The 20601-nt window shown below is 38.1% G+C and carries 15 protein-coding genes, 2 tRNA genes and 1 pseudogene; 8 read left to right on the top strand and 10 right to left on the bottom strand.

The genetic code is table 11. The features are described 5' to 3' along the window. The first annotated feature begins 77 nt into the window (after positions 1 to 77). The 4 genes and pseudogenes from FJR05_RS05690 to FJR05_RS27855 all read left to right on the top strand — a co-directional run bounded on the left by FJR05_RS05690 (position 78) and on the right by FJR05_RS27855 (position 5153). Positions 78 to 1610 carry a YifB family Mg chelatase-like AAA ATPase gene (locus FJR05_RS05690; RefSeq protein WP_168643218.1) on the top strand — a complete coding sequence of 511 codons (1533 nt, stop codon included), beginning with the start codon at positions 78 to 80 and terminating at the stop codon, positions 1608 to 1610. A 464-nt stretch (positions 1611 to 2074) separates the two neighbouring features. Next, positions 2075 to 4291 (top strand): choice-of-anchor Q domain-containing protein, encoded by a 2217-nt coding sequence (locus FJR05_RS27170; RefSeq protein WP_254446759.1) that lies wholly within the window; start codon positions 2075 to 2077, stop codon positions 4289 to 4291. Between the two features lie 28 nt (positions 4292 to 4319). Next, positions 4320 to 4631, top strand: a pseudogene (locus FJR05_RS27860) (hypothetical protein); the annotation flags it as partial. Positions 4632 to 4709: 78 nt separating this feature from the next. Next, the gene (locus FJR05_RS27855; RefSeq protein WP_371416812.1) at positions 4710 to 5153 is read left to right on the top strand and encodes a bluetail domain-containing putative surface protein; all 444 of its coding nucleotides are present in this window, start codon (positions 4710 to 4712) and stop codon (positions 5151 to 5153) included. A 54-nt stretch (positions 5154 to 5207) separates the two neighbouring features. On the opposite strand, the gene FJR05_RS05680 is transcribed toward FJR05_RS27855, so the two are convergent. Continuing rightward, a complete protein-coding gene (locus FJR05_RS05680; RefSeq protein WP_168643217.1) occupies positions 5208 to 5960 on the bottom strand; it encodes a Uma2 family endonuclease in 753 nt (250 codons plus the stop codon). A gap of 124 nt (positions 5961 to 6084) precedes the next feature. Between FJR05_RS05680 and FJR05_RS05675 the strand changes: the two genes are divergently transcribed. Together FJR05_RS05675 and FJR05_RS05670 are read left to right on the top strand one after the other, a co-directional pair. After that, positions 6085 to 7383, top strand: a complete 1299-nt coding sequence (locus tag FJR05_RS05675) for an AAA family ATPase (RefSeq protein ID WP_168643216.1) — start codon at positions 6085 to 6087, stop codon at positions 7381 to 7383. After that, a complete protein-coding gene (locus FJR05_RS05670; RefSeq protein ID WP_254446757.1) occupies positions 7377 to 8096 on the top strand; it encodes a hypothetical protein in 720 nt (239 codons plus the stop codon). Before FJR05_RS05675 ends, FJR05_RS05670 begins: the two co-directional genes overlap by 7 nt. Before the next feature lie 14 nt (positions 8097 to 8110). Here FJR05_RS05670 and FJR05_RS05665 read toward each other — a convergent pair whose 3' ends face one another. After that, the gene (locus FJR05_RS05665) at positions 8111 to 9205 is read right to left on the bottom strand and encodes a Gfo/Idh/MocA family protein (RefSeq protein ID WP_168643215.1); all 1095 of its coding nucleotides are present in this window, start codon (positions 9203 to 9205) and stop codon (positions 8111 to 8113) included. A gap of 130 nt (positions 9206 to 9335) precedes the next feature. Further along, entirely contained in the window at positions 9336 to 10715 is a 1380-nt protein-coding gene (murA, locus tag FJR05_RS05660) for a UDP-N-acetylglucosamine 1-carboxyvinyltransferase (RefSeq protein WP_168643246.1), read from the bottom strand. Between the two features lie 284 nt (positions 10716 to 10999). On the opposite strand from murA, the gene FJR05_RS05655 reads away from it, so the two are divergent. Then, a tRNA-Leu gene (locus FJR05_RS05655) sits at positions 11000 to 11083 on the top strand. A 203-nt stretch (positions 11084 to 11286) separates the two neighbouring features. Here the strand turns inward: FJR05_RS05655 and FJR05_RS05650 are convergent. Together FJR05_RS05650 and FJR05_RS05645 are read right to left on the bottom strand one after the other, a co-directional pair. Continuing rightward, positions 11287 to 11359: transfer RNA gene (locus FJR05_RS05650), tRNA-Arg, on the bottom strand. A 49-nt stretch (positions 11360 to 11408) separates the two neighbouring features. Beyond that, the gene (locus tag FJR05_RS05645) at positions 11409 to 12599 is read right to left on the bottom strand and encodes a murein hydrolase activator EnvC (protein ID WP_168643214.1); all 1191 of its coding nucleotides are present in this window, start codon (positions 12597 to 12599) and stop codon (positions 11409 to 11411) included. 225 nt (positions 12600 to 12824) lie between these two features. On the opposite strand from FJR05_RS05645, the gene FJR05_RS05640 reads away from it, so the two are divergent. Beyond that, on the top strand, positions 12825 to 13277 hold the full coding sequence (locus FJR05_RS05640) for a hypothetical protein (RefSeq protein ID WP_371416810.1): 453 nt from the start codon (positions 12825 to 12827) through the stop codon (positions 13275 to 13277). On the opposite strand, the gene FJR05_RS05635 is transcribed toward FJR05_RS05640, so the two are convergent. From FJR05_RS05635 to FJR05_RS05620, 5 genes are all read right to left on the bottom strand, one after another. Then, positions 13265 to 14923 carry a sensor histidine kinase gene (locus tag FJR05_RS05635; RefSeq protein ID WP_254446756.1) on the bottom strand — a complete coding sequence of 553 codons (1659 nt, stop codon included), beginning with the start codon at positions 14921 to 14923 and terminating at the stop codon, positions 13265 to 13267. The two genes, FJR05_RS05640 and FJR05_RS05635, sit on opposite strands and share 13 nt — an antisense overlap. 353 nt (positions 14924 to 15276) lie before the next feature. Continuing rightward, positions 15277 to 15615 (bottom strand): P-II family nitrogen regulator, encoded by a 339-nt coding sequence (locus tag FJR05_RS05630; RefSeq protein WP_039201734.1) that lies wholly within the window; start codon positions 15613 to 15615, stop codon positions 15277 to 15279. Positions 15616 to 15775: 160 nt separating this feature from the next. Then, on the bottom strand, positions 15776 to 18247 hold the full coding sequence (gene hetF / locus FJR05_RS05625; protein ID WP_168643244.1) for a cell division protein HetF: 2472 nt from the start codon (positions 18245 to 18247) through the stop codon (positions 15776 to 15778). Between the two features lie 249 nt (positions 18248 to 18496). Beyond that, positions 18497 to 18622 (bottom strand): hypothetical protein, encoded by a 126-nt coding sequence (locus tag FJR05_RS27570; RefSeq protein ID WP_256376174.1) that lies wholly within the window; start codon positions 18620 to 18622, stop codon positions 18497 to 18499. Between the two features lie 1349 nt (positions 18623 to 19971). Beyond that, positions 19972 to 20256, bottom strand: coding sequence for an RNA-binding protein (locus FJR05_RS05620; RefSeq protein ID WP_168643212.1), 285 nt, complete (start codon positions 20254 to 20256; stop codon positions 19972 to 19974). Positions 20257 to 20601 lie beyond the last annotated feature (345 nt).

The raw sequence follows: 20601 nt of genomic DNA, 5'->3' as shown, positions 1-20601 counted from the left end.
TCTTGGGTGATTTCACTCATTGTTAATGCACCCAAAAATCTGCTTTGATATTCTCAAAGTTTATTGATATGTAAAAAATGCTGGCTAGAGTTTGGAGTGCATCTATCATCGGGATTGACGCTGTAAAAGTGGGTGTGGAAGTTGATGTTTCTGGTGGTTTACCAGGAATTGTTATTTTAGGCTTACCAGATTCCGCAATTCAAGAATCTAAAGAACGGGTAAAAGCCACTTTGAAAAATGCGGGTTTTGCTTTTCCCATACGGAAAATTGTCATTAACCTAACTCCCGCAGATTTGAGGAAAGAGGGACCAGCTTTTGATTTACCAATTAGTATAGGAATTTTAGCAGCTTCTGAACAAGTTAACGCCGATTTGTTAGGAGATTTTTTATTTTTAGGTGAAGTTTCTCTAGATGGTAGTTTGCGTCCGGTTGCTGGGGTTTTACCAATTGCTGCAACTGCGAAAAAAATGGGAATTACGGGTTTAGTTGTTCCCGTTGATAATGCCCAAGAAGCGGCTGTTGTTGAGGGTTTAGAAGTTTATGGTTGCAAAGATGTTGCTGATGTGGTGGACTTATTAAATAATCCTCAAAAATACCAACCTGTCCAGTTAAATCAAACAATAGAAACTTCTCAGTTAACATCTTTAACTTTAGCAGATTTGCAAGATGTTAAAGGACAAGCACACGCACGCAGGGCGTTAGAAATTGCGGCTGCGGGAGGACACAATTTGATTTTCGTTGGACCACCAGGCAGTGGAAAAACGATGTTAGCAAGGCGATTATCGGGAATTTTACCACCTTTAAGTTTTCCTGAATCTTTGGAAGTAACACGGATTCATTCTGTGGCTGGATTGTTAAAAAATCGGGGTTCATTAGTTAGAGAAAGACCTTTTCGGAGTCCCCACCATTCCGCATCTGGTCCATCTTTGGTTGGTGGTGGCACTTTTCCCCGTCCTGGTGAAATTTCATTATCTCACAGAGGTGTACTTTTTTTAGATGAATTAACGGAATTTAAAAGAGATGTTTTGGAGTTTTTGCGTCAACCTTTAGAAGATGGTTTTGTGACTATTTCTCGAACTAAACAATCTGTCACTTTTCCCGCACAATTTACATTAGTAGCCAGTACAAATCCCTGTCCTTGCGGTTATTATGGTGATACAATTCAAGGCTGTACTTGTTCACCTCGACAACGGGAACAATATTGGGCAAAATTGTCTGGACCATTAATGGATAGAATTGATTTGCAAGTAGCAGTAAATCGTTTGAAACCAGAGGAAATTACCCAACAACCAACGGGAGAAGCGTCGAAATCTGTAGCCGAACGAGTAGAAAAAGCTAGAGAAAAAGCTGTAATTCGGTTTCAAAAAGAAGAAAATTTACAATGTAATGCCCAAATGCAAAGTCGTCATTTACAAAAATGGTGTCAATTAGATGATGCTAGTCGGAGTTTATTAGAAGCAGCAATTAGGAAATTAGGGTTATCTGCAAGGGCGAGCGATCGCATTCTCAAAGTATCACGAACTATCGCCGATTTAGCAGGAGATGACAACCTCAAACCCCAGCACGTAGCCGAAGCAATTCAATATCGGACAATTGATAGAATGCAATAAAAATCCAGAATTGTCAATTATCTGTTGGCTTCCACACCCGCCAGGGAATTAATTCCCTGTCTCATAGCTCAAGTCCGTTTTAACGGACTAGTAAATACTCCTAATATTTAGTCATCAAAAGATAACTTTTCCTATTAGCAAGGAACTTGAGTTCCTTGTTGGATAGAGGTTTTACGTTAAGTTGACATCTATGATCACTGCTTTACCCCTACCCATAGAATCAAATGATTAAGCCGTGTTGAATATAAAGAAAAAACAGTCGGTTTTAACCGACTTTAGCTATCAGACAGGGAATTTATTCCCTGGATTCTGGATTCTAAAAGCTTTTTAACCATTTTAACCATTTATCCGAAATCCAGAGTTGACACTTGTAAGTATTTATGTCACAGTTGCATTTATGCGAGTCTTGGCAATATAGCCACGAATGTGACATACGTATCATCCCTAAAAATCATTTTAATACCATGAATACTGTCCTCACCCTGACTTACAACCAACTCAGCACCTTTGCAGGTTCAGACAACTTCTGGAATCTATTCGATACTACATTTGGTACACAATACAACCGTAGCGCAGCCGAAATTCTGCGTTTACAATGGCTATCTGGTGATTTTAGTCAACTTCCACAAATTGAGATTCTTGATAATAGCAATTTGGGCAATGCTAACGGTGCTTATGCTGGCAGCACCAATAAGATTTATCTATCAGATAGCTTTTTAGCAAATGCCACACCAGAAGCCATTAGCGCGGTTCTATTAGAAGAAATTGGGCATTTTATTGATGCTCAAATTAATCAAATAGACACCCCCGGAGATGAAGGAGAAAAATTCTCAGCCTTGGTGCGTGGACAGAATTTAACAACTCAGGAATTAGACAGAATTAACACAGAAAATGATTCGGCAAATATTACTGTAGGAGGTGAACAAGTTGCTGTAGAGCAAAATACACCAATTGTTTTAACAGTGACAACAACCGCAGATCAAAATGATGGTAGTGCTACGGGTGGGTTATCTTTGCGGGATGCGATTTTAATAGCCAATGCTAATACAACCAATAATTACATTATCAATTTAACGGGAGGAACAATCTATAAACTCACAGCTTTTTCTCTCGCTGATACCACAGGAGGAGATTTAGATGTTCTCGGTAAAGTCACAATTCAATCAACGGGAACTCAACCTGCCACAATTGATGCTAGTGGTTTGACAAATGCAGATCGTGTTTTTGAGGTGTCTAATTACTTAAACTTGAGCAATATTGTAGTCACAGGGGGATCAACTAACGATGGTGGTGGGATTTATATTAACCCCAATGCTATAGCTTTATTATTCAACACGACTGTAAGAAACAATTATAGTTCATATCAAGGAGGAGGAATATACAATGATGGTGTATTAACTTTAGTCAACTCAACTGTTGCTGATAATAAAGTGGATGGTTTTTATCATGGTGGTGGTGGGATCTATAATGGTGGTCAGGCCATTCTGTTGGGAACAACGATTAAAAATAACACTGCAGACTCAGGTGGTGGTATCCAAAGTAGTGGAACCTTAACTATCAGCAATAGCACGATTTATAACAACACCTCTCAAGGTTTCGGTGGGGGAATATACCATTCGGGTACAACTAGTTTAATTAACAGTACCGTGAGCGGTAATCAAGCTGATTATAGCGGTGGAATTTATGCATCTGATGGAATACTTAACATATTTAATAGCACAATAACTCAAAATGCTGCTGATGAAACATACAGCTTTTATGTTGGAGGAATTGACAATCGGCGTGCTAGTTTTAACCTAAAAAATTCAATTGTTGCTGGAAATATTGGTGGATCTCCTGATCTTGAGGGCAACATTAATGGCAATAATAACAACCTAATCGGCAATCTTTCAGGAGCAAGTGGTACTGTTGGCACTGGAACAGATATCGTTAACGTCAATCCTAAACTTGGACCATTACAAGATAATGGTAATGGCATTTTTACCCATGCACTACTTAGCGGTAGCCCAGCAATTAATAAAGGCAATAACGCCTTAGTTTTAACAGACGTTTTCGATATTGATTTTGATGGCAATAATACCGAAACTATCCCCTTTGATAACCGAGGCAGTGGACATACACGAATTTCCGGTGGTACAGTTGATATCGGGGCATTTGAATTTCAACCCGCCCCTGTTTTTACCCCAATTGAATCAGCAGGTAATACCAAATTAGTCAAAGATTCAACAAACAAATACTTTACCCAAATCGGAACAAATACCCCAACTGCCATCAAAAACGGTGGACAACAAATCTACCAAGATATCTACACAGGATGGCAAACTATAGCCGCAGAAACCGTCAATGGAGATAATCAAGTTCTCTGGAAAAATATTTCTGGAAACTATCTCCACATCTGGCATTTAGATAATAACTGGAATTGGGTTTCTTCTGAGGGACAATGGGCATTAAATTCAGTTGATGCTTTAACTCAAGAAACTAATTTTGGCATAGATACCAATGGTGATGGTGTTATTGGCAATCCTTACACCGCAATTGAATCAGCAGGTAATACCAAATTAGTCAAAGATCCCACAAACAAATACTTTACCCAAATCGGAACAAATACCCCGAATACCATTAAAAACGGTGGACAACAAATCTACCAAGATATCTACTCAGGATGGCAAACTCTAGCCTGATGCTTTAACTCAAGAAACTAATTTTGGCATAGATGCTAATAGTGATAGTGTTATTGGTTACACCCCAATTGAATTAGCAGGTAATACCAAATTCATCAAAGATGCAGCCAATAAATACTTTACCCAAATCGGAACAAATACCCCAAATACCATTAAAAACGGTGGACAACAAATCTACCAAGATATCTACTCAGGATGGCAAACTCTAGCCGCAGAAACTGTCAATGGCGTTAATCAAGTTCTCTGGAAAAACGTTTCTGGAAACTTCCTGCATATCTGGAGTTTAGATAGTAACTGGAATTGGGTTTCTTCTGAGGGACAATGGGCATTAAATTCGGCTGATGCTTTAACTCAAGAAACTAATTTTGGCATAGATGCTAATGCTGACGGAAAGATTGGTAATCCTTTTAGTCTGACTGTGACAGGTACTAGTGGTAATGATTTCCTCGTTGGTGGTGCAAATAATGATGTTCTCACTGGCGCAGGCGGTAAAGATACTTTAACTGGTGGTTTAGGGAGTGATAAATTTGTTTACCAAAATCTCACTGATTCTCTCTTAGCTAACTTTGATGTAATTACAGACTTCAACGCCACAACAGGTAATGATTTGTTCCGTGTTTCTACGACACGAGCCGGATTTGTAGATGTGGGAGGAGTTAATACTCTAAATGCCGCAGATATCGGGGCAAAATTAACAGCCGCAGCTTTTGGGTCAAATTTCGCTGCTCAATTCAGTTTTGGACAAAAAACCTTTGTAGCTATTAATGATGCAACCGCAGGATTTAATAGTTCTACCGATGCCATTATTGAAATCACAGGATTAACAGGAACATTGAACATCAATAATTTCGTGATTGTTTGATTATTCCGTAGGGTGGGCAATGCCCACCAGCCCTTAATATATATAGCGCAATATCTAATTTATAGGCAAATTATCGGGGTCAATTCCTTGCGATCGCAAATAAGCTATGAGCCGTTCTTTTTCCCCACGTTCCTGTTCCGCCCGTTGGCGTTCCTGTTCAATTTTTTCCACAGCCCAAGGTAACAAATTACCCGTTTGATCCCACCATCTTAACCAATAGCCAGAACGACCTTCCTTTTCCCCTCGCCAAGTTCCTAAAAACAGTCCCACTGAGTCAATCCAATGACGACCATTCTCATCTGGTTGTTGTAATTCATAACGTCCATTTTCCAGTTGATAATATTCTAATAAACCCCCATCTGGCTCAAAAATGATGTAAATAGCAACTTGTAAAATGTGTTCGTAAAAAAACCATTTTCCCGGCGGATAAATACGTTTAACTGAATATTCTCCCCCATCTTTATCTGATAAAAACTCCATCACTACAGCCGGTACATCCCCTTCTAAATTGGGTGTATAGCTTTTACGTTCTGGTAATATCTCTTTAACAGAAGGCACATATACCCAATCAGGTGCTTTAGCCACAAATTGCTCATTTAATGTGGCACACAGCCCAAAATTGGCAGCAATTAACATTTGTGGTTGAATAAATCCACTGATTTCTAAACTTTCCCGCAAAGCCCCCGCTAAAAGTGGCTGTCCTGTATTTTCCACTGGTTCATCCTCTAACTGAAAATCATCGGGTAAGGCTTCCCAAGAGATGACCAGTCCAGTCTGTGATTTGGTTTCACTGAGTAGGGTTGCCATAAAAGTTACCTTTGGTTGATTTATTTTTATTGTATCCTAATATATTTTTATTGTAAATCTCAGAAAATATATTGTATAATCTTCTCAACCAAAAAACATCTTTCTATAGTTTAAATTAAAAAATATGAATCAACCAATTCTTAAATTTATTTTTACCCAAAACTATAAAAATCTTTCGTTATCTCAAGCCATAGAGTTAAAAAATCTCAATATTTTTATAGGTGCAAATGGTTCTGGAAAAAGTAATTTTATCAGTACATTAAAATTTTTAAAGGATTGTTTAACCAATGTTCCTGATGAAAGTCGTGGTATTACTAGTTTTGAAGAAGCAATTAGTAGGTTTGGTAATGATAGAATTTTAGATAATAGTGTTGATAGTCCTGCTGTAATTAAATTATTATATGGGTTTTCAGAAAAATTACAATATACGAGTCAAATTAAAAATCCAATTCTCGATATTGATTTATTTGTAGATAGAAAAGGACAGAAATTAACTATTCATCAAGAATCTTTATATAGTGGAGATGATTTACCTCATCCTAATTCATCACCTTTTTATTATTATAAATTTCATGATCCAAAACCAATAAACATAGGTAAAGGTATTATATCAGTTCATAATAATAGTGAAGTTAGTTCTGAATTAATAAGTAAGATTCCTACAAATTCTTTAGGTTTAGCCATAATACCAAAATTGCTAGAGAATAGTAAACATACACTAAGTAGCATATATGCCTATAGAATCAGAACAGAACTAATTAATTTTATTTCTCAATGGCAATTTTATAATGCTAATAACATGGATTTGCATCAAATTAGAAATTCAGAACCAAAAATAGGAGGAAATGATATTTATTTATCTACATCAGGAAATAATTTACCTTTAGTATTTGAGAATTTAACCCAGGAAAATATTGACTTTGAAGACAGCATTAATAATGCCATGAAGTCTATTTTGCCTAAAACTCGTCGGTTGCGTTCTATTCGTTCTGGGCGCTTATCATTAACACTAGAATGGCATTTTGAAGATATTAAAGAACCATTTTATCTTACAGAAATGTCAGATGGAACAGTAAGAATGTTATGCTGGGCGACTATATTACATTCTCCTGTTTTACCTTCCTTATTAGTTATTGATGAACCAGAATTAGGTTTGCACGTATCTTGGATGCCAATTTTAGCAGAATGGATTAAACAAGCTGCTAGAAAAACTCAAATTATTATCACTACTCATAGTCCTGATCTTTTAGATCATTTTACAGATTCCTTAGAAAATGTTTATTGTTTTTATTCTCAAGATAAAACGCATTTTTCCATGAAAACACTCTCTCATGAAATTTTAGATCAAAAACTAGAAGAAGGATGGCAATTAGGTGATTTATACCGTGTAGGAGATCCTACTGTGGGAGGATGGCCGTGGTAGTTTGGGTATTTGCAGGTGGTGGAGAAGCGGAAGTTAGAGGATTAATTCCTTTTTTACAAAAGAATTTTCCTGGTTGTCAATTTGAACGGAAAACACCAGCAAGAATAAAACCAGGACCAAAACCTGGGAAGGTAACTGGTTATGGTAAAACAGGTAAAAGTTTAATTGAACAAATTACCCAAGAATTACCTATTGCTTTGCAATGTGAACCTAAAAAATGTGATTTAGTTTTAGTTTTTGATGATTTAGATTGTCGAGATGTTAATTCTCAAAAGGAGAAGTTTATATCAGCAATATCTAAAATCACTGAATGTCATGATATTCCTCAATATATCGCTTTTGCTGCTCCAGAAATCGAATCATGGATTATTGGAGATTGGGATAATACAATTGCTAAACATCCAGATTTTCGCGGTAGACATGAAAAAATGCGTTGGTGGTTAAGCACCCAGAAAAATATCCCATTTAATGATCCTGAATCTTTTAGTAAATATGATGAAGATAGAGATTGTTGTCAAGACAAATTATCTCAGCTAATAGTTGATAGTAGTATTTCACTAGAACTAAACTTTGATATCCAATCTACACGCTTTTCTAAAGGGTTACATACACCTTTGCTATTACTAAAAATAGTCCCAGAAAATTTACAAAAAAGATGTCCTTTATTTTGTGAACTTTATAATTATCTACATGATTTCTGTAGTAATTACTAGTCATCATCATTTACCTAATCTAAAAACTCTCCCAAATTTGGCACATTTACCCAACTTGCTGTTTCATGAGATTCATGGGATAAATCCATTAACAATTGCGAATAAACACCTTCCCGCAAAGAAGGTATAGTTTGTTGATGATTAGTAATTCCTTTTACCCATTCATCCACAACCCGCAGAAATGCACAAATCCTTCCATCATTATAATGTTGAGGAAAGAGAAATTGCTGGGGAACTGCTATTTCTTTTAAAGGTTCACCCGGTTGAGAACCCCAAATTTGAAAACCATGAATATAGTCTTTTTGATTCTTGCTACCTAAAACCAAAGTTCCCTTATCTCCATACACTTCTATCCAATGAGTTCTTGCTGCATGAACAACCGCACTAATAGAAACTTGGCAAGGTGTACCATTTGCTAATTCTAGAGATAATAAACAAGTATCATCAGTATCAACTGTTTGTAATTCTCCAGTTGCGGGGTTAACTCTTTCCGAAATAGCCGTTATTAAATGAGCGTTTAATTTGTGAACTGAACCGAATAACCAGTTAATATAATCAAAAGCATGAGAACCTAAAGAACCTAAAGCACCTCCACCTTTTTCTTGACTAGAATACCAATTCCAAGGACGAGAAGTATCAGCGCGAGAAGAACCCAACCAATCAATTTTAATTAATCGGATTTTTCCTACATAATTCTCAGCCAGAAGTTGAGCGAAAAATTGCCATTCTGGAACAAAGCGAAATTCAAAATCTACAGTGGCAATTACACCTTGATTCGTTGCTAACTGATATAATTCTTTAGCTTCAGTGACATTTAAAGTAACGGGTTTTTCTAACAAAAGATGTTTACCAGCTTGCAAAACCTGTTTAGCCATTTCATAGTGTAAAAATGGCGGTGTGGAAATACTAACAGCTTCAACTGTAGGTAAAGCTAGAATTTCTGCTAGATTGTTGCTTGCATAGGAAATATTATGAGTTTCCGCAATGGTTTTGGCTTTATTGATATCTCGATGATAAACGGCGACAATCTGAGTATTATGATGCGCTTGAAATGCCGGAATATGAACTTTTTGACCAAATCCTGTACCAACAACTGCTACCCCAATCATGTTTAGTTTTTATGAAATTTACTTAATAATAATTGTACAGATTAATTGGATTTTCAGAAAGTTAATGGCGAAAATTATCAAGAGATAGAAATAATCGCCATTAAGTTTACAAAAACAAAATTCTCAAATCCTAGATAGAAACTGAGGCTGAAGTAATAGTGTTATTTGCAAGTAAATCTACATCTTTAGATGCTTCATTGACGCGCAGAATTTTTGCTCCTAATTGCTGCAATTTGAGATCAAGACGATCATAGCCTCGATCTAAGTGGTGTAGTCCTTGAACAGTGGTTGTTCCCGTCGCTGCTAATCCGGCTATCACTAAAGCTGCGGAAGCTCTTAAATCCGTGCCTATGACTGGTGCGCCCGATAATACTGGTACTCCCCGAACAAAAGCAGTATTACCTTTAACCCGGATATCTGCGCCTAAACGATTTAACTCAGAAGCATGACGCAAGCGATTTTCAAAGACTGATTCGTTAATGATACTGTCACCTTCGGCCACTGTTAGTAAAGCCATGAAAGGTGCTTGCATATCCGTAGGAAATCCCGGATGGGGCAAGGTATCAATATTTATAGCTTTAAGTGCTTTAGCTGGCAAAATCCGTAAGCAATCTTTCCCTTCTTCGATAATTGATACACCAATCTCCTGTAACTTGGCAATAACGGGGATTAAATGATCTGGTACAACTGGGGATAGAAGTATTTCAGAGCGAGTAATTGCACCAGCAATCAACAATGTTCCTGCTTCAATGCGATCAGGAATAATAGTATAATCCGTAGAGTGTAATTTAGGTACACCAACTATCGTAATTGTACTTGTTCCTGCCCCTTGAATTTTTGCTCCCATAGAGTTACAGAAGTTAGCTAAATCAACTACTTCTGGCTCTCTGGCAGCGTTGTCAATGATGGTTTCTCCATCTGCTAGGGTAGCAGCCATCATCAAGGTTTCTGTCGCACCGACGCTGGGAGTATCTAAGTAGATTTTTGCTCCTGTTAATCTGCCATTATTTCCAGGAACATGAGCATTACAAATACCATGTTCAATTAACACTTCTGCGCCCATTGCTTGCAGTCCCCTGACGTGCAAATCTACAGGTCTAGCACCAATGGCACAACCCCCCGGTAAGGGCATTTGTGCTACTCCTAGCCGAGCTAAAATGGGACCAATGGCAAAGAAACTGGCTCGCAGTTGGGTAACTAGTTCATAGGGAGCTTTAGATGTGGTAATTTCCCGTGCATCAACATCTAAGATGTCACCATCTCTATTTAAACGTAATCCTAAAGCTGATAAGACTTGTCCCATCCGCTCTACGTCCGCTAATAAGGGAACGTTGCGAATGCGACAATCACCGGAACAGAGGAATGTTCCAGCCATGATTACCAGGGCGGAATTTTTAGCTCCGCTAATTTTTACATGACCTCCCAAAGGATGCCCTCCACTGATTTGCAAGACTGAGGAGTCTGTTGCTAGTGAAGACTTGGCATCTGGTAAGCTGCTAGAAGAATTAATAAGCCTACCTCCAAAAGTACGTAATTATAAAGGTTTGATGTTGGTTTTGATTCTAAGTTGATTATCCTCTAGCTAAAAGCAAAGAAGAGTTTTCTCTAAGTTGTCAAATGCCATAAAGTCGTTAGATTCTATCATGCACTATGCCGGCTTGATTGCAAAAATGGGGATTGGCTAGATGTGAACAAAATTTTAAAGTTGTTCTGTCTCTATTCTGGCAAATCTTTATCTTGACAAATAAAAAAAATCGGGCAATAATGATAAACTGTTAATAAGATTAGATTTCTGCGGAACTGGCGGAATTGGTAGACGCGCTAGATTCAGGTTCTAGTGCCTTCACGGGCTTCCGGGTTCAAGTCCCGGGTTCCGCATATTAATTTTAGATGTAGTTTTTGACAAAATGCTATAGCTTTGGTCGCTAGTGGTGGGCTAGTTAATGAAAGACCAAGTATATAAAATAGCTTCAGAATTAGGGAAAATTATGTATAAAGATAATATATTCACCATGATGAAGTTGAAATAATCAATGGTTTTTGTCATGGAAGGCTAATTCAAATCCCAAAGAAAATAAAAGTGAGCGCGGAGGGATTCGAACCCCCGATCTACAGGACCGGAACCTGTTGCTCTATCCACTGAGCCACGCGCCCTTATACTTTTGATAGTATAACATACTTTTTGAATTTAAATAGAATTCAATTATAAGTAATTTGCTGGATCAACAGGTGTACCATCACGACGGACTTCAAAATGGAGGTGGGGTCCGGTGGATAGGCCTGTAGAACCAACAGCAGCGATCGCTTGTCCTTTCTGTACAGTTTGTCCTTCACTGACATATAATTCGCTGGTGTGTCCATAGAGGGTGGTTATCCCCTGACTATGGCTAATAATCACGGCTTTACCATAACCACCATACCAACCGGCAAAAATCACCGTCCCTGAATCTGCGGCACGAATTATACTCCCATAGCCGGCGGCAAAGTCTAAACCGGCATGAAACCGCCGATAACCCAGAATTGGGTGTATACGCCAACCAAAGGGGCTACTGGTGGGTGCATCACTAGGAAGTGCAAAGATACCTGTACCGGGAATAATCACATTTTTACTCGCGGTTTTCGCCCTGGCTGCTTCTAAGGCTTTTTGTTCGGCTATTTTCTGTTGAATTAAAATGGTGAGATTTTGGGAATCTTGTTCTAGTTGATTTTGGGCGGCTTCTAGTGCCAATCTATCATTATTTAAACGTTGGACTAATTCCGTTTGTGATTGTGCTTGATTTTGGTAATCGGCTTTTTGGGCTAATAATTGTTCTCTAATTAAAGCAATTTGATTTTTTTGTCCTGCTACTTCTGTTCTTTGTTTAATTAATAAATTTGCTTGTTGAGATAATTTGGCTAAAATTCCTTGATCTGCCTGATAAACTAATTTAAGGCGATAACGACGACTGATAAAATCACTAATATTTTGACTTTGTAATAAAACCGCCCACCCTTGAGAAGTTGGGGAACGTTGCAGAAACCGTAACCTGGCTACTGTAGACATTTGGCGGTTTTCATAATCACGTTCTGCAATAAACAAATTAGTTTCTAATTGCTGAAGAATTTGGTTAGCTTGTTGTAATTTTATTTCACTATCTTGGATATAATTATTAGTAATTTGCAAATTTTGATTCAAACCACCAAGGTGTTTTTGTGCCTCTGTTTGTAAGTTAGTTAAGCGATTCTGTTCCTGAATCACATTTTTACGTTGTTGCTGAACTTGTTGCTGTTGTTGTTGAAGGGTATTAATAGAATTTGCCCACACTGGTAATAGGATGATCATAGACCAAACAAGACCGCAAGATATTAAAAATAACCACCACAATCTAATTTTTTGCCAAAATATCCTTTTCATTTAGTTATATTCAGCGAAGAAGTGCAAACATAAACAGTATTATGCCTGACCTTTGGCAAAATTTAACACAGTAATTCAAACTAGAGTCCTATTCATGGCAGTAATTACGGATACTAAATGATATATTGATTATCATAAGCCGCAATAGTAGTTGTGTAGCAATACACTTTATTATTTTGGGTATCCTATTAATATGAAAACCATAAATAATTATTGATACTAGCAGTGCGAAACCGTCAACTCCCTTATTTTTTATTTTCTTTGACTTTAGTGATCATCATTGGCTTTGTGAAGTGCTTAGATAAATTACCAAACTTACCCTGTGAAAAAGAGGGATTTATGGTTAGCCAAATTACACAATCTTATATCCATCCTGAGAAAATAGTAGTCCGTCCTTGGTTGGGTCAACATCATGTATATGCTGTATTTATGCTGCCAAATAATTATGTATATGACGAGTTTATGAAAGTTAACTTACCAGTTAATAAAACCTTTTGTGGAATTGCAATTAAATTTACTCAAGCCATAGATGACATTAACCTTAAACCAGACCATTATTTAGTCAGAGGATATTTACAAACACGCACTGCACTTAAATATATCTTTGCAGGCAAAATGAATGACTTAAAGCAAATAAATAATTGGCAATTAGGTTATGGTAAACTTTACAATGATTGATTAATAGGGATTTCAATCGTAAATTCTGTACCTTGGTTAGGTGTGGACTTGCAAGACAACCTGCCATGATGTTTATCCACTATAATTTTGTAACTAATTGATAACCCCAGTCCTGTACCTTTACCTACTGGTTTGGTGGTAAAAAACGGATCAAACAGCTTAGAATTAATTTCTTCAGAAATGCCAAGACCATTATCAATAATCCGAACTAATATCCAATTTTCATCTGTAACTTCAGTTCTAACCCATATCTGATTGGGGTTATTTTTCATTTCATCTATTGTATAATGTAAATGGCGATCGCTCACAGCATCAATAGCATTAGCCAGAATATTCATAAAAACTTGATTAAGCTGACTAGGATAACAATTCACTAAAGGTAGAGAACCGTACTCTTTGATTAAAGTAATTTTAGCGTTATTATTTGTTTCTTTGAAGCGATGAGACAAAATCATCAATGTCCCATCAATACCTTCGTGAATATCAACTTCTTTGATTTCCGCTTCATCCAAACGAGAAAAATTACGAAGAGATTGAATAATTGCCTTAATTCTCTCTGCACCAATCTGCATAGATTGCAGCAATTTAGTGAAATCTTCCTTTAAGAAATCCACATCTATCGCCTCAAGTTCTTCCGCTATAATCTGCGGAGGGTCAGGATAATGTTGCTGATATAATTCTACTAATGTAAATAATTCTTGGCTATATTGCTGACTATGAATTATATTTCCGTAGATAAAATTAACAGGATTATTAATTTCATGGGCAATCCCCGCTATCATTTGCCCCAAGGAAGACATTTTTTCTGTTTGAATTAATTGTAATTGCGTTTGTTGTAATTCTTGGAGAGTTTGTTGCAATTCGCTATTTTTTTCCTGCAATTCCTGTGTTCGTTTTTCTACTGAATTTTCTAAATTTTGATTACTTTTCTCTAAGGCATCTTGGGCAATTTTTCTGCCTTTTACATATCCTTGTAATAATTGCAATACAAACATCCACGCTATCATCAGCATGAATAAACTCACCGCAGAAACAAAGATTGACCAAAATAATCCTTGCCGATATTCATTAATTTTAACCTGAAGTTGTTGAAAAATTTCTTGATTGCGACTAGCAACACCAGCAGCATATTTTTGTTTTTGAAGTTCATATTGGCGACTAGCTAAAAGTTTTTGTGCCAATTGGTTTTTACCCCTTTGAACTAAATTAAATGATTCATATTCCATTGCCACTAAATTCTGATTAGCAATGTCAGTCTCCTTAGCAGCTTCAGAGGCATAAGCTTGAGGTGCTAGTTTAATAGATTCCTTAATTACCGCATCTAACTGTGGTTCAAATGATTTATAACGTCGTTCCCAAAGAGAATTACCTGTAGCAGCATTCATTCTTGCTGACATGGTTAACACTTCATCTAAATAAGTAATTCTATCACTCAAATTTTGAAGTTTTAACTCATGTTTAATAATATTATTAAAATTTAGATATGCGTGCCAAGATATCCAAATTTGGGGAACAAATAAACATAACGTTAAAAATACACTTACACTGACAACTTGAGATGGGAGTAATGTCAGTTGATTCGGTAAATTCTTTAACCAATGATAGATTTTATATTGAGGAAAATTCAAGTCACTTTTTTTCATCATTAATTGCGATGTGTTGAAATTGCTTGTCCTTAAGCTTGTATTCCAAAACTATAGCGGTTATCCTTCAGATACAATACAATCGAGGCTGAGGAAACCCCGCCCCTACAGGTTTTGCAATTTAATCACTGTATCTCATCCAAGTGCATACCGCCATAATACTAATTTAAACTAACTACTGAATTTGATTGTGCTTAAAATTTATTTTTTGTTACATAGTTCTGTTTTGTCTGTTCACCTACTGAGATAAATCGCCAACCTTATACTTAATAAACAGCGTTGCTGATTTCCTGTTTTCACATTTACAAAATCAGCAACGCCTATTTTTTAGATAAACAGTATCAAATACTGACTACTTACACAGCTTCAGTATTCTTTTCTCCTGTTCTAATTCTCACAATTTGTTCAACAGGGGAGATAAAAATCTTACCATCGCCAATTTCACCAGTACGGGCAGCAGCGATAATTTTATCCACAACCATATCAACTTGGGCATCTTCAACCACAATTTCCACTTTCAGTTTTTGGAGAAACTCCACAGTATATTCCGAACCCCGATAGCGTTCAGTTTGCCCTTTTTGCCGTCCGAAACCCCGAACTTCAGAAACTGTCATCCCGACGATGCCCGCATTAACCAAGGCTATTTTCACTTCATCCAACTTAAATGGACGAATAATGGCTTCTACTTTTTTCATTTTTTTGATTCCTGACTTCTAATAACGTCGTTTATATATCTAAGCAGATTCATTGTCTCACGCTGTGAATATAGCCATAGTTATTTAATTTCAGCCTGATGGATGGGATTTCACACTTTTTTCACATTTCCCATTATGGACTATTTTTTGGCAAAAGTGATCATTTTGCCTGTCCCAGACCCTGCCAATCAGCGATCGCCTGTTCCGTCCATAGCCAATTTTGTGATAACCTCTCAATAGTAAAGTCTGCTGGTGCATTTTGAATCACCATCTGTCGCAGTTTAATCGCTTCCTGTAAATATTGCTGGCCTTTATCAGCAGGTTGATTCTTAGCTGATTTATATAAACCCAACGCTAACCCAGCATAAGCCGTCAAAGCCTCCGTTTCTCCCGCTATTTGGGGATATTTCACCGGACCTGAACCTTGATTCTGTTGAGGTTTTAAAGCTAAACTCAGAGACTTAAACCAAGCATCATTAGCATAATTGAGATTATTCTCCGCATAATAGGCAAATCCCAAAGAATTATTATACAAAAGAGAATCTGGCTGATTCTGTACAGCCCTAGCCCAATAACGACGGGCATCATCAATACTATACTTATTATTGTTCGTTTGCACTGACTGCCAAGCTAAACGTCCCCGAAAAAAGTTCACAGATGGATTTTCCGCATCCTCAACAGGAATCAAATTTAAAGCCGTTTCCGCAGCCGCAAAGGCCCCACGATTCAGTAACTCATTAACAGCATCCAACCCAGACTTTAAATTACCTTGACTCAACTGTGCCGTAGCCGTAGCCGTAACAATTCCCGTAGATGAACTAGCTAAATTAATGCGTGGATACTGATTACTTGTGAAATTTTCTCCAGGAATGGGTGGAACATCAGAAGACTTCTGTGCTTGTCGTTGATGCCACCACCAACCAATCCCAACCATAATAGTAATTACACCTGCGCCTAGCAAACCATACAACAATGGTGATTTTGTCCGGTGAAAGCGATTACCCTTGGGAGTTACAGGTGATGGTGATAACTGAGGATTTACCTCACGCTGCTCAAAATTCACAGGAGTTGGGGTAATCTGAGTCGGGACATTTCCCCAATCTAAATTTTGTTTCGGGGGGGCAACCTGCATTTCCGACTGATAATGATGATTCTCCTCGATTAATTCCGCCTTCATACTTGGTTCTTCAGCCTTAGTCACCGGCTTGCCAAGCTGACGAAACAAATCGGAAACTATTGCTGAGTCCTCATTATAACTAGGGTCATCATACTCAATTTCATCTACCAGATCACCCCAAGTATCCTCCCCTAGCCAGTCTACCTCCGTCGTTTCCTGCCCAAAATTAGGATTAAGAATATCATCTATAGCCATCATACTCTCAATATTACTGGCTACAGCAGCATAATTATAACTATTGGTCGGCTTAGGCGGCTGATATTCCTTCAGCAACTCAGAATAGCCAGATAAATTAACTTGTGGTGTCAAACAGCCATCAAATTCTCGCTGAAGATACAAAATCGGCAAAGCCCAGTACATCTGTTGAGAACCATAGGCAGAAATTAAACCTTGACGGACTCGACTTACACATAAATCTAAAGCATAGCCCTGACCCAAATTGTGGTAAAACAACTGCGTCAGCGTCAACGCCACCTCATCAGGGATGCGCTCTGACATCGCCAAAATACTTCTAATGCCTCGTTTGACCAAACTTTCAGTTAAGTTCCGTTCGCCTGAATCTTCAGCCACCTCAGACCTCGCCCGATATGCCCCCAAACAGGAATTAAACACTGCCATTTGAATATTATTATTTACCAGCAGCCCAGCTAAATCATCCCCACTGAGAGTTTCTGTTAAACCAGTTTTTTTACTCACTAAATAAATTTGTCCACCATTGCCACCCACATTGCTATGACCAGAATAATGGAGGATATGGTAATGTCCCTGTTCTAAAGCTTGGGTAAGTTCTTCCCGTCCCGGTTGATCTAAAACAGTCAATTCAATTTCTGGCAGATGATGATTACCATCAGCCACTTTTAATGTTTGCCGGTGCAGTTCTGCCTTGAGATTAATAGCTTCTTGTTTGAGTAAATCCAGCCGGACTAAATCAGTAGGTGCAGAAATGACCATTAACACTCTGATCCCCCGTGCTTCCGGCGACGTGGGCAGATGATGAGTTGGTAAACGCGATGGTGGGACAATCCCACTTTGGTAACGGGCAAAGGTAATATAAGGCCCAGTAGCTAAAGGGCGATCGCCCGCGTGCATAATTTCCCACGGCAACCGCGCCAACCGCGTATCCTTCAGTCCCAATCTTAGCCGCAGCACCTGTTGGTGATTTTGGGCAATACCTTGGGCAGTAATCCAACTATCTCGCAGCGTTCCCTGAAACAACGCATTATACAAATCTTGTCCCAAGGCCACCAAGTTAACAGAGTTTCTGGCTACCATATTCCCCTGCAACACCGACTGCAAAGGATCATCCATTAAATCCCCAGCCGCAGCCAACCACTCAGCCACAGGCCAATGCACCAGTTCTTCTGCCACCGGCACCCCAGGCGCAACTTGTTCCGTCCTCACCAGATAGTCATTTTTCCCCACCGGCGTTGCGGAAAGGTGAAATTCCTGGGTCACAATTTCTGCTCCATAAAACTTAGACAATGCTGATAGCACAACGTGGCGCAAGCCATACATTGCTGTTTATTTCCCGCCTCCACCAAGGTAGAATACTACTTCTTGTCCACGTGCGTAACTTTCGGATCAGCCAACCGTACAAATTCCTTTCGTACATTCAGTAGGTTATAACCCACATTTAAATCTCTATCCATTGTAATTATATGCCCTAAACATTAACTGTTCTGGCATCGGCAAACATGATCCCGTTCACCCCACAGAAAGAAATATAGAACAATTAGCAGTATTGCCTTTGAGAATAATGTCATAAGTGACTAACCCTGCCAATACCTTAGATGTATTTTGCCATGCTAATGTTTCAGATGTGTTTAACAAAGGTTTTATACCTATTGGGCTGCCATGACTTTATCCGGATTGCTTGATCCCCGGAAAGAACTGTTTATTGGTAGATGCACCTTGATCTTCAATCCCCCTAGTTGACCAAAATTCACTAGGGGTTTTCTTTTTTCATTTTGGTAAATAAAAAACGTTCCTGGGTGACAAGAACGTTTCTAAGCATTTGTAGATAAACTATTAAGTAGATAAGATCCCAACAACCAACTCCCCTACCCAACCACCAGCCACAGGAATTTTTTCGGTATGTGACAAACAGCAATTTTTGGGTAATTTTTTCCGGAGCATAAGTTAAAAACAATGAACAGTTAACAAGTAGATGCACCCTGATAACTAACTTCCCCTAGCTGGCTAACACCTCTGGGGGTTTTTTCTTGTCTGTAATTAGCACCACACAATTATTGCCCTATACCCATTTTTTTTCCGGAGCATCACATAGAAACCTAGAACAATTAACAAGTAGATGCACCCTGATAACTAACTTCCCCTAGCTGGCTAACACCTCTGGGGGTTTTTTCTTGTCTGTAATTAGCACCACACAATTATTGCCCTATACCCATTTTTTTTCCGGAGCATCACATAGAAACCTAGAACAATTAACAAGTAGATGCACCCTGATAACTAACTTCCCCTAGCTGGCTAACACCTCTGGGGGTTTTTTCTTTTCCTACCGTTGTCAAAAACCTCTGGTTAGTTGACCCCTGAACTCAAAACAAACTTGTTAAATATAAATTTATCCGGAATATCGTTATGCACTTGAGAACATTTAGTTGGTAGATGCACCCTGATAACTAAACTCCCCTAGCTGGCTAACATCCACTGGGGGTTTTTTCTTGAAAACTGAAACTCAACCTACCCTATCATCAAAACAAGTCTCTGGCAATATCCATACTCAATAAGTTTTTAGTAACTTTGGCTAGTCGCACTTACAGACTGTAATATTAGCTGACGCAATGGCGAGCATTGTTGTTTATCCTACAGCTTTACCACAGAATACAGTTCGTGATTGCCTAAATATCAGACTTGCGAATGAACCAATCTGACAACTTTTTCAGAATCACTTTCATTCCATTGTGATCCCTGGCTCTAATTTGAGAATGATCACCGCGATAGATAATAGGACTCTTAATTATTTCTTTATATATCTGTCCTTAGTATAGCCTATTGCAGATTCATAAGGTACAGTATCGGAATTTAAGGGAAATTATTACTTAGGAAATAATAGGCAATAGGTAATAAAATAATCTTACCAGTTACCTATTATCCATAGCCAACCTAGATTAGCAAACTTTAACTATCTAATTGCTTGTTTAGTTAAAAATCTGGTTTTTTTACCCCCAACTACCTCGTCGGTTATCCTCTCTTCGGTTATCCTCTCGTGGTTTTGCTTTGTTAACTCTCAATTGACGACCCATCCATTCTGCACCATCTAATTCTGTAACAGCTTTGTCTTCTTGACTATCGTCCATCATGTCAACAAAGGCAAAGCCCCGCAGTCTTCCGGTTTCACGGTCTGTAGGTAACACAACTCTTTTAACTTCGCCATAATCAGCAAATACGCTTTTTAGGTCTGCTTCGGTAGCTTGGTAGGAGAGATTTCCAACGTAAATAGTCATTATGTATCACGTAATTTTCAACAAGGGGCGATAGTTCAGGCATAAAACAGACACTTTGCAAGTCTGATTTCAGAGACAACAAAAATTATAGAGCGTAAACCTTGACGGATAACTGATCTACAATTGAAGATGCCACTAGCCTGGGCATACGCATATCTCTAATATCATAACTGATTATTGCATTGGTTCGATGTGTGGTATTTTACAATATCTGATTATCAACGTAAAAATTACACAAACAGCACTATTACACAGATGGCCCATTCCGCGAAAACTTAGAGGTAAAATCTTGAGATTCTATTACCTTGATAATGCACTGTCAGGTTTTTATACTTAAACAAAAAA

It is taken from the genome of Dolichospermum sp. UHCC 0259 (assembly GCF_009711935.1).
Taxonomy (GTDB): Bacteria; Cyanobacteriota; Cyanobacteriia; order Cyanobacteriales; family Nostocaceae; genus Dolichospermum.
The sequence above is the reverse complement of the archived record's forward strand: the minus strand, read 5'-3'. Positions and strand labels throughout refer to the sequence as shown.

Coding starts and splice junctions, on each gene's coding strand:
- FJR05_RS05690 (WP_168643218.1), top strand. CDS start 78: ATGCTGGCTAGAGTTTGGAGTGCATCTATCATCGGGATTGACGCTGTA.
- FJR05_RS27170 (WP_254446759.1), top strand. CDS start 2,075: ATGAATACTGTCCTCACCCTGACTTACAACCAACTCAGCACCTTTGCA.
- FJR05_RS05680 (WP_168643217.1), bottom strand. CDS start 5,960: ATGGCAACCCTACTCAGTGAAACCAAATCACAGACTGGACTGGTCATC.
- FJR05_RS05675 (WP_168643216.1), top strand. CDS start 6,085: ATGAATCAACCAATTCTTAAATTTATTTTTACCCAAAACTATAAAAAT.
- FJR05_RS05665 (WP_168643215.1), bottom strand. CDS start 9,205: ATGATTGGGGTAGCAGTTGTTGGTACAGGATTTGGTCAAAAAGTTCAT.
- FJR05_RS05645 (WP_168643214.1), bottom strand. CDS start 12,599: ATGAAAAGGATATTTTGGCAAAAAATTAGATTGTGGTGGTTATTTTTA.
- FJR05_RS05635 (WP_254446756.1), bottom strand. CDS start 14,923: ATGATGAAAAAAAGTGACTTGAATTTTCCTCAATATAAAATCTATCAT.
- FJR05_RS05630 (WP_039201734.1), bottom strand. CDS start 15,615: ATGAAAAAAGTAGAAGCCATTATTCGTCCATTTAAGTTGGATGAAGTG.
- FJR05_RS05620 (WP_168643212.1), bottom strand. CDS start 20,256: ATGACTATTTACGTTGGAAATCTCTCCTACCAAGCTACCGAAGCAGAC.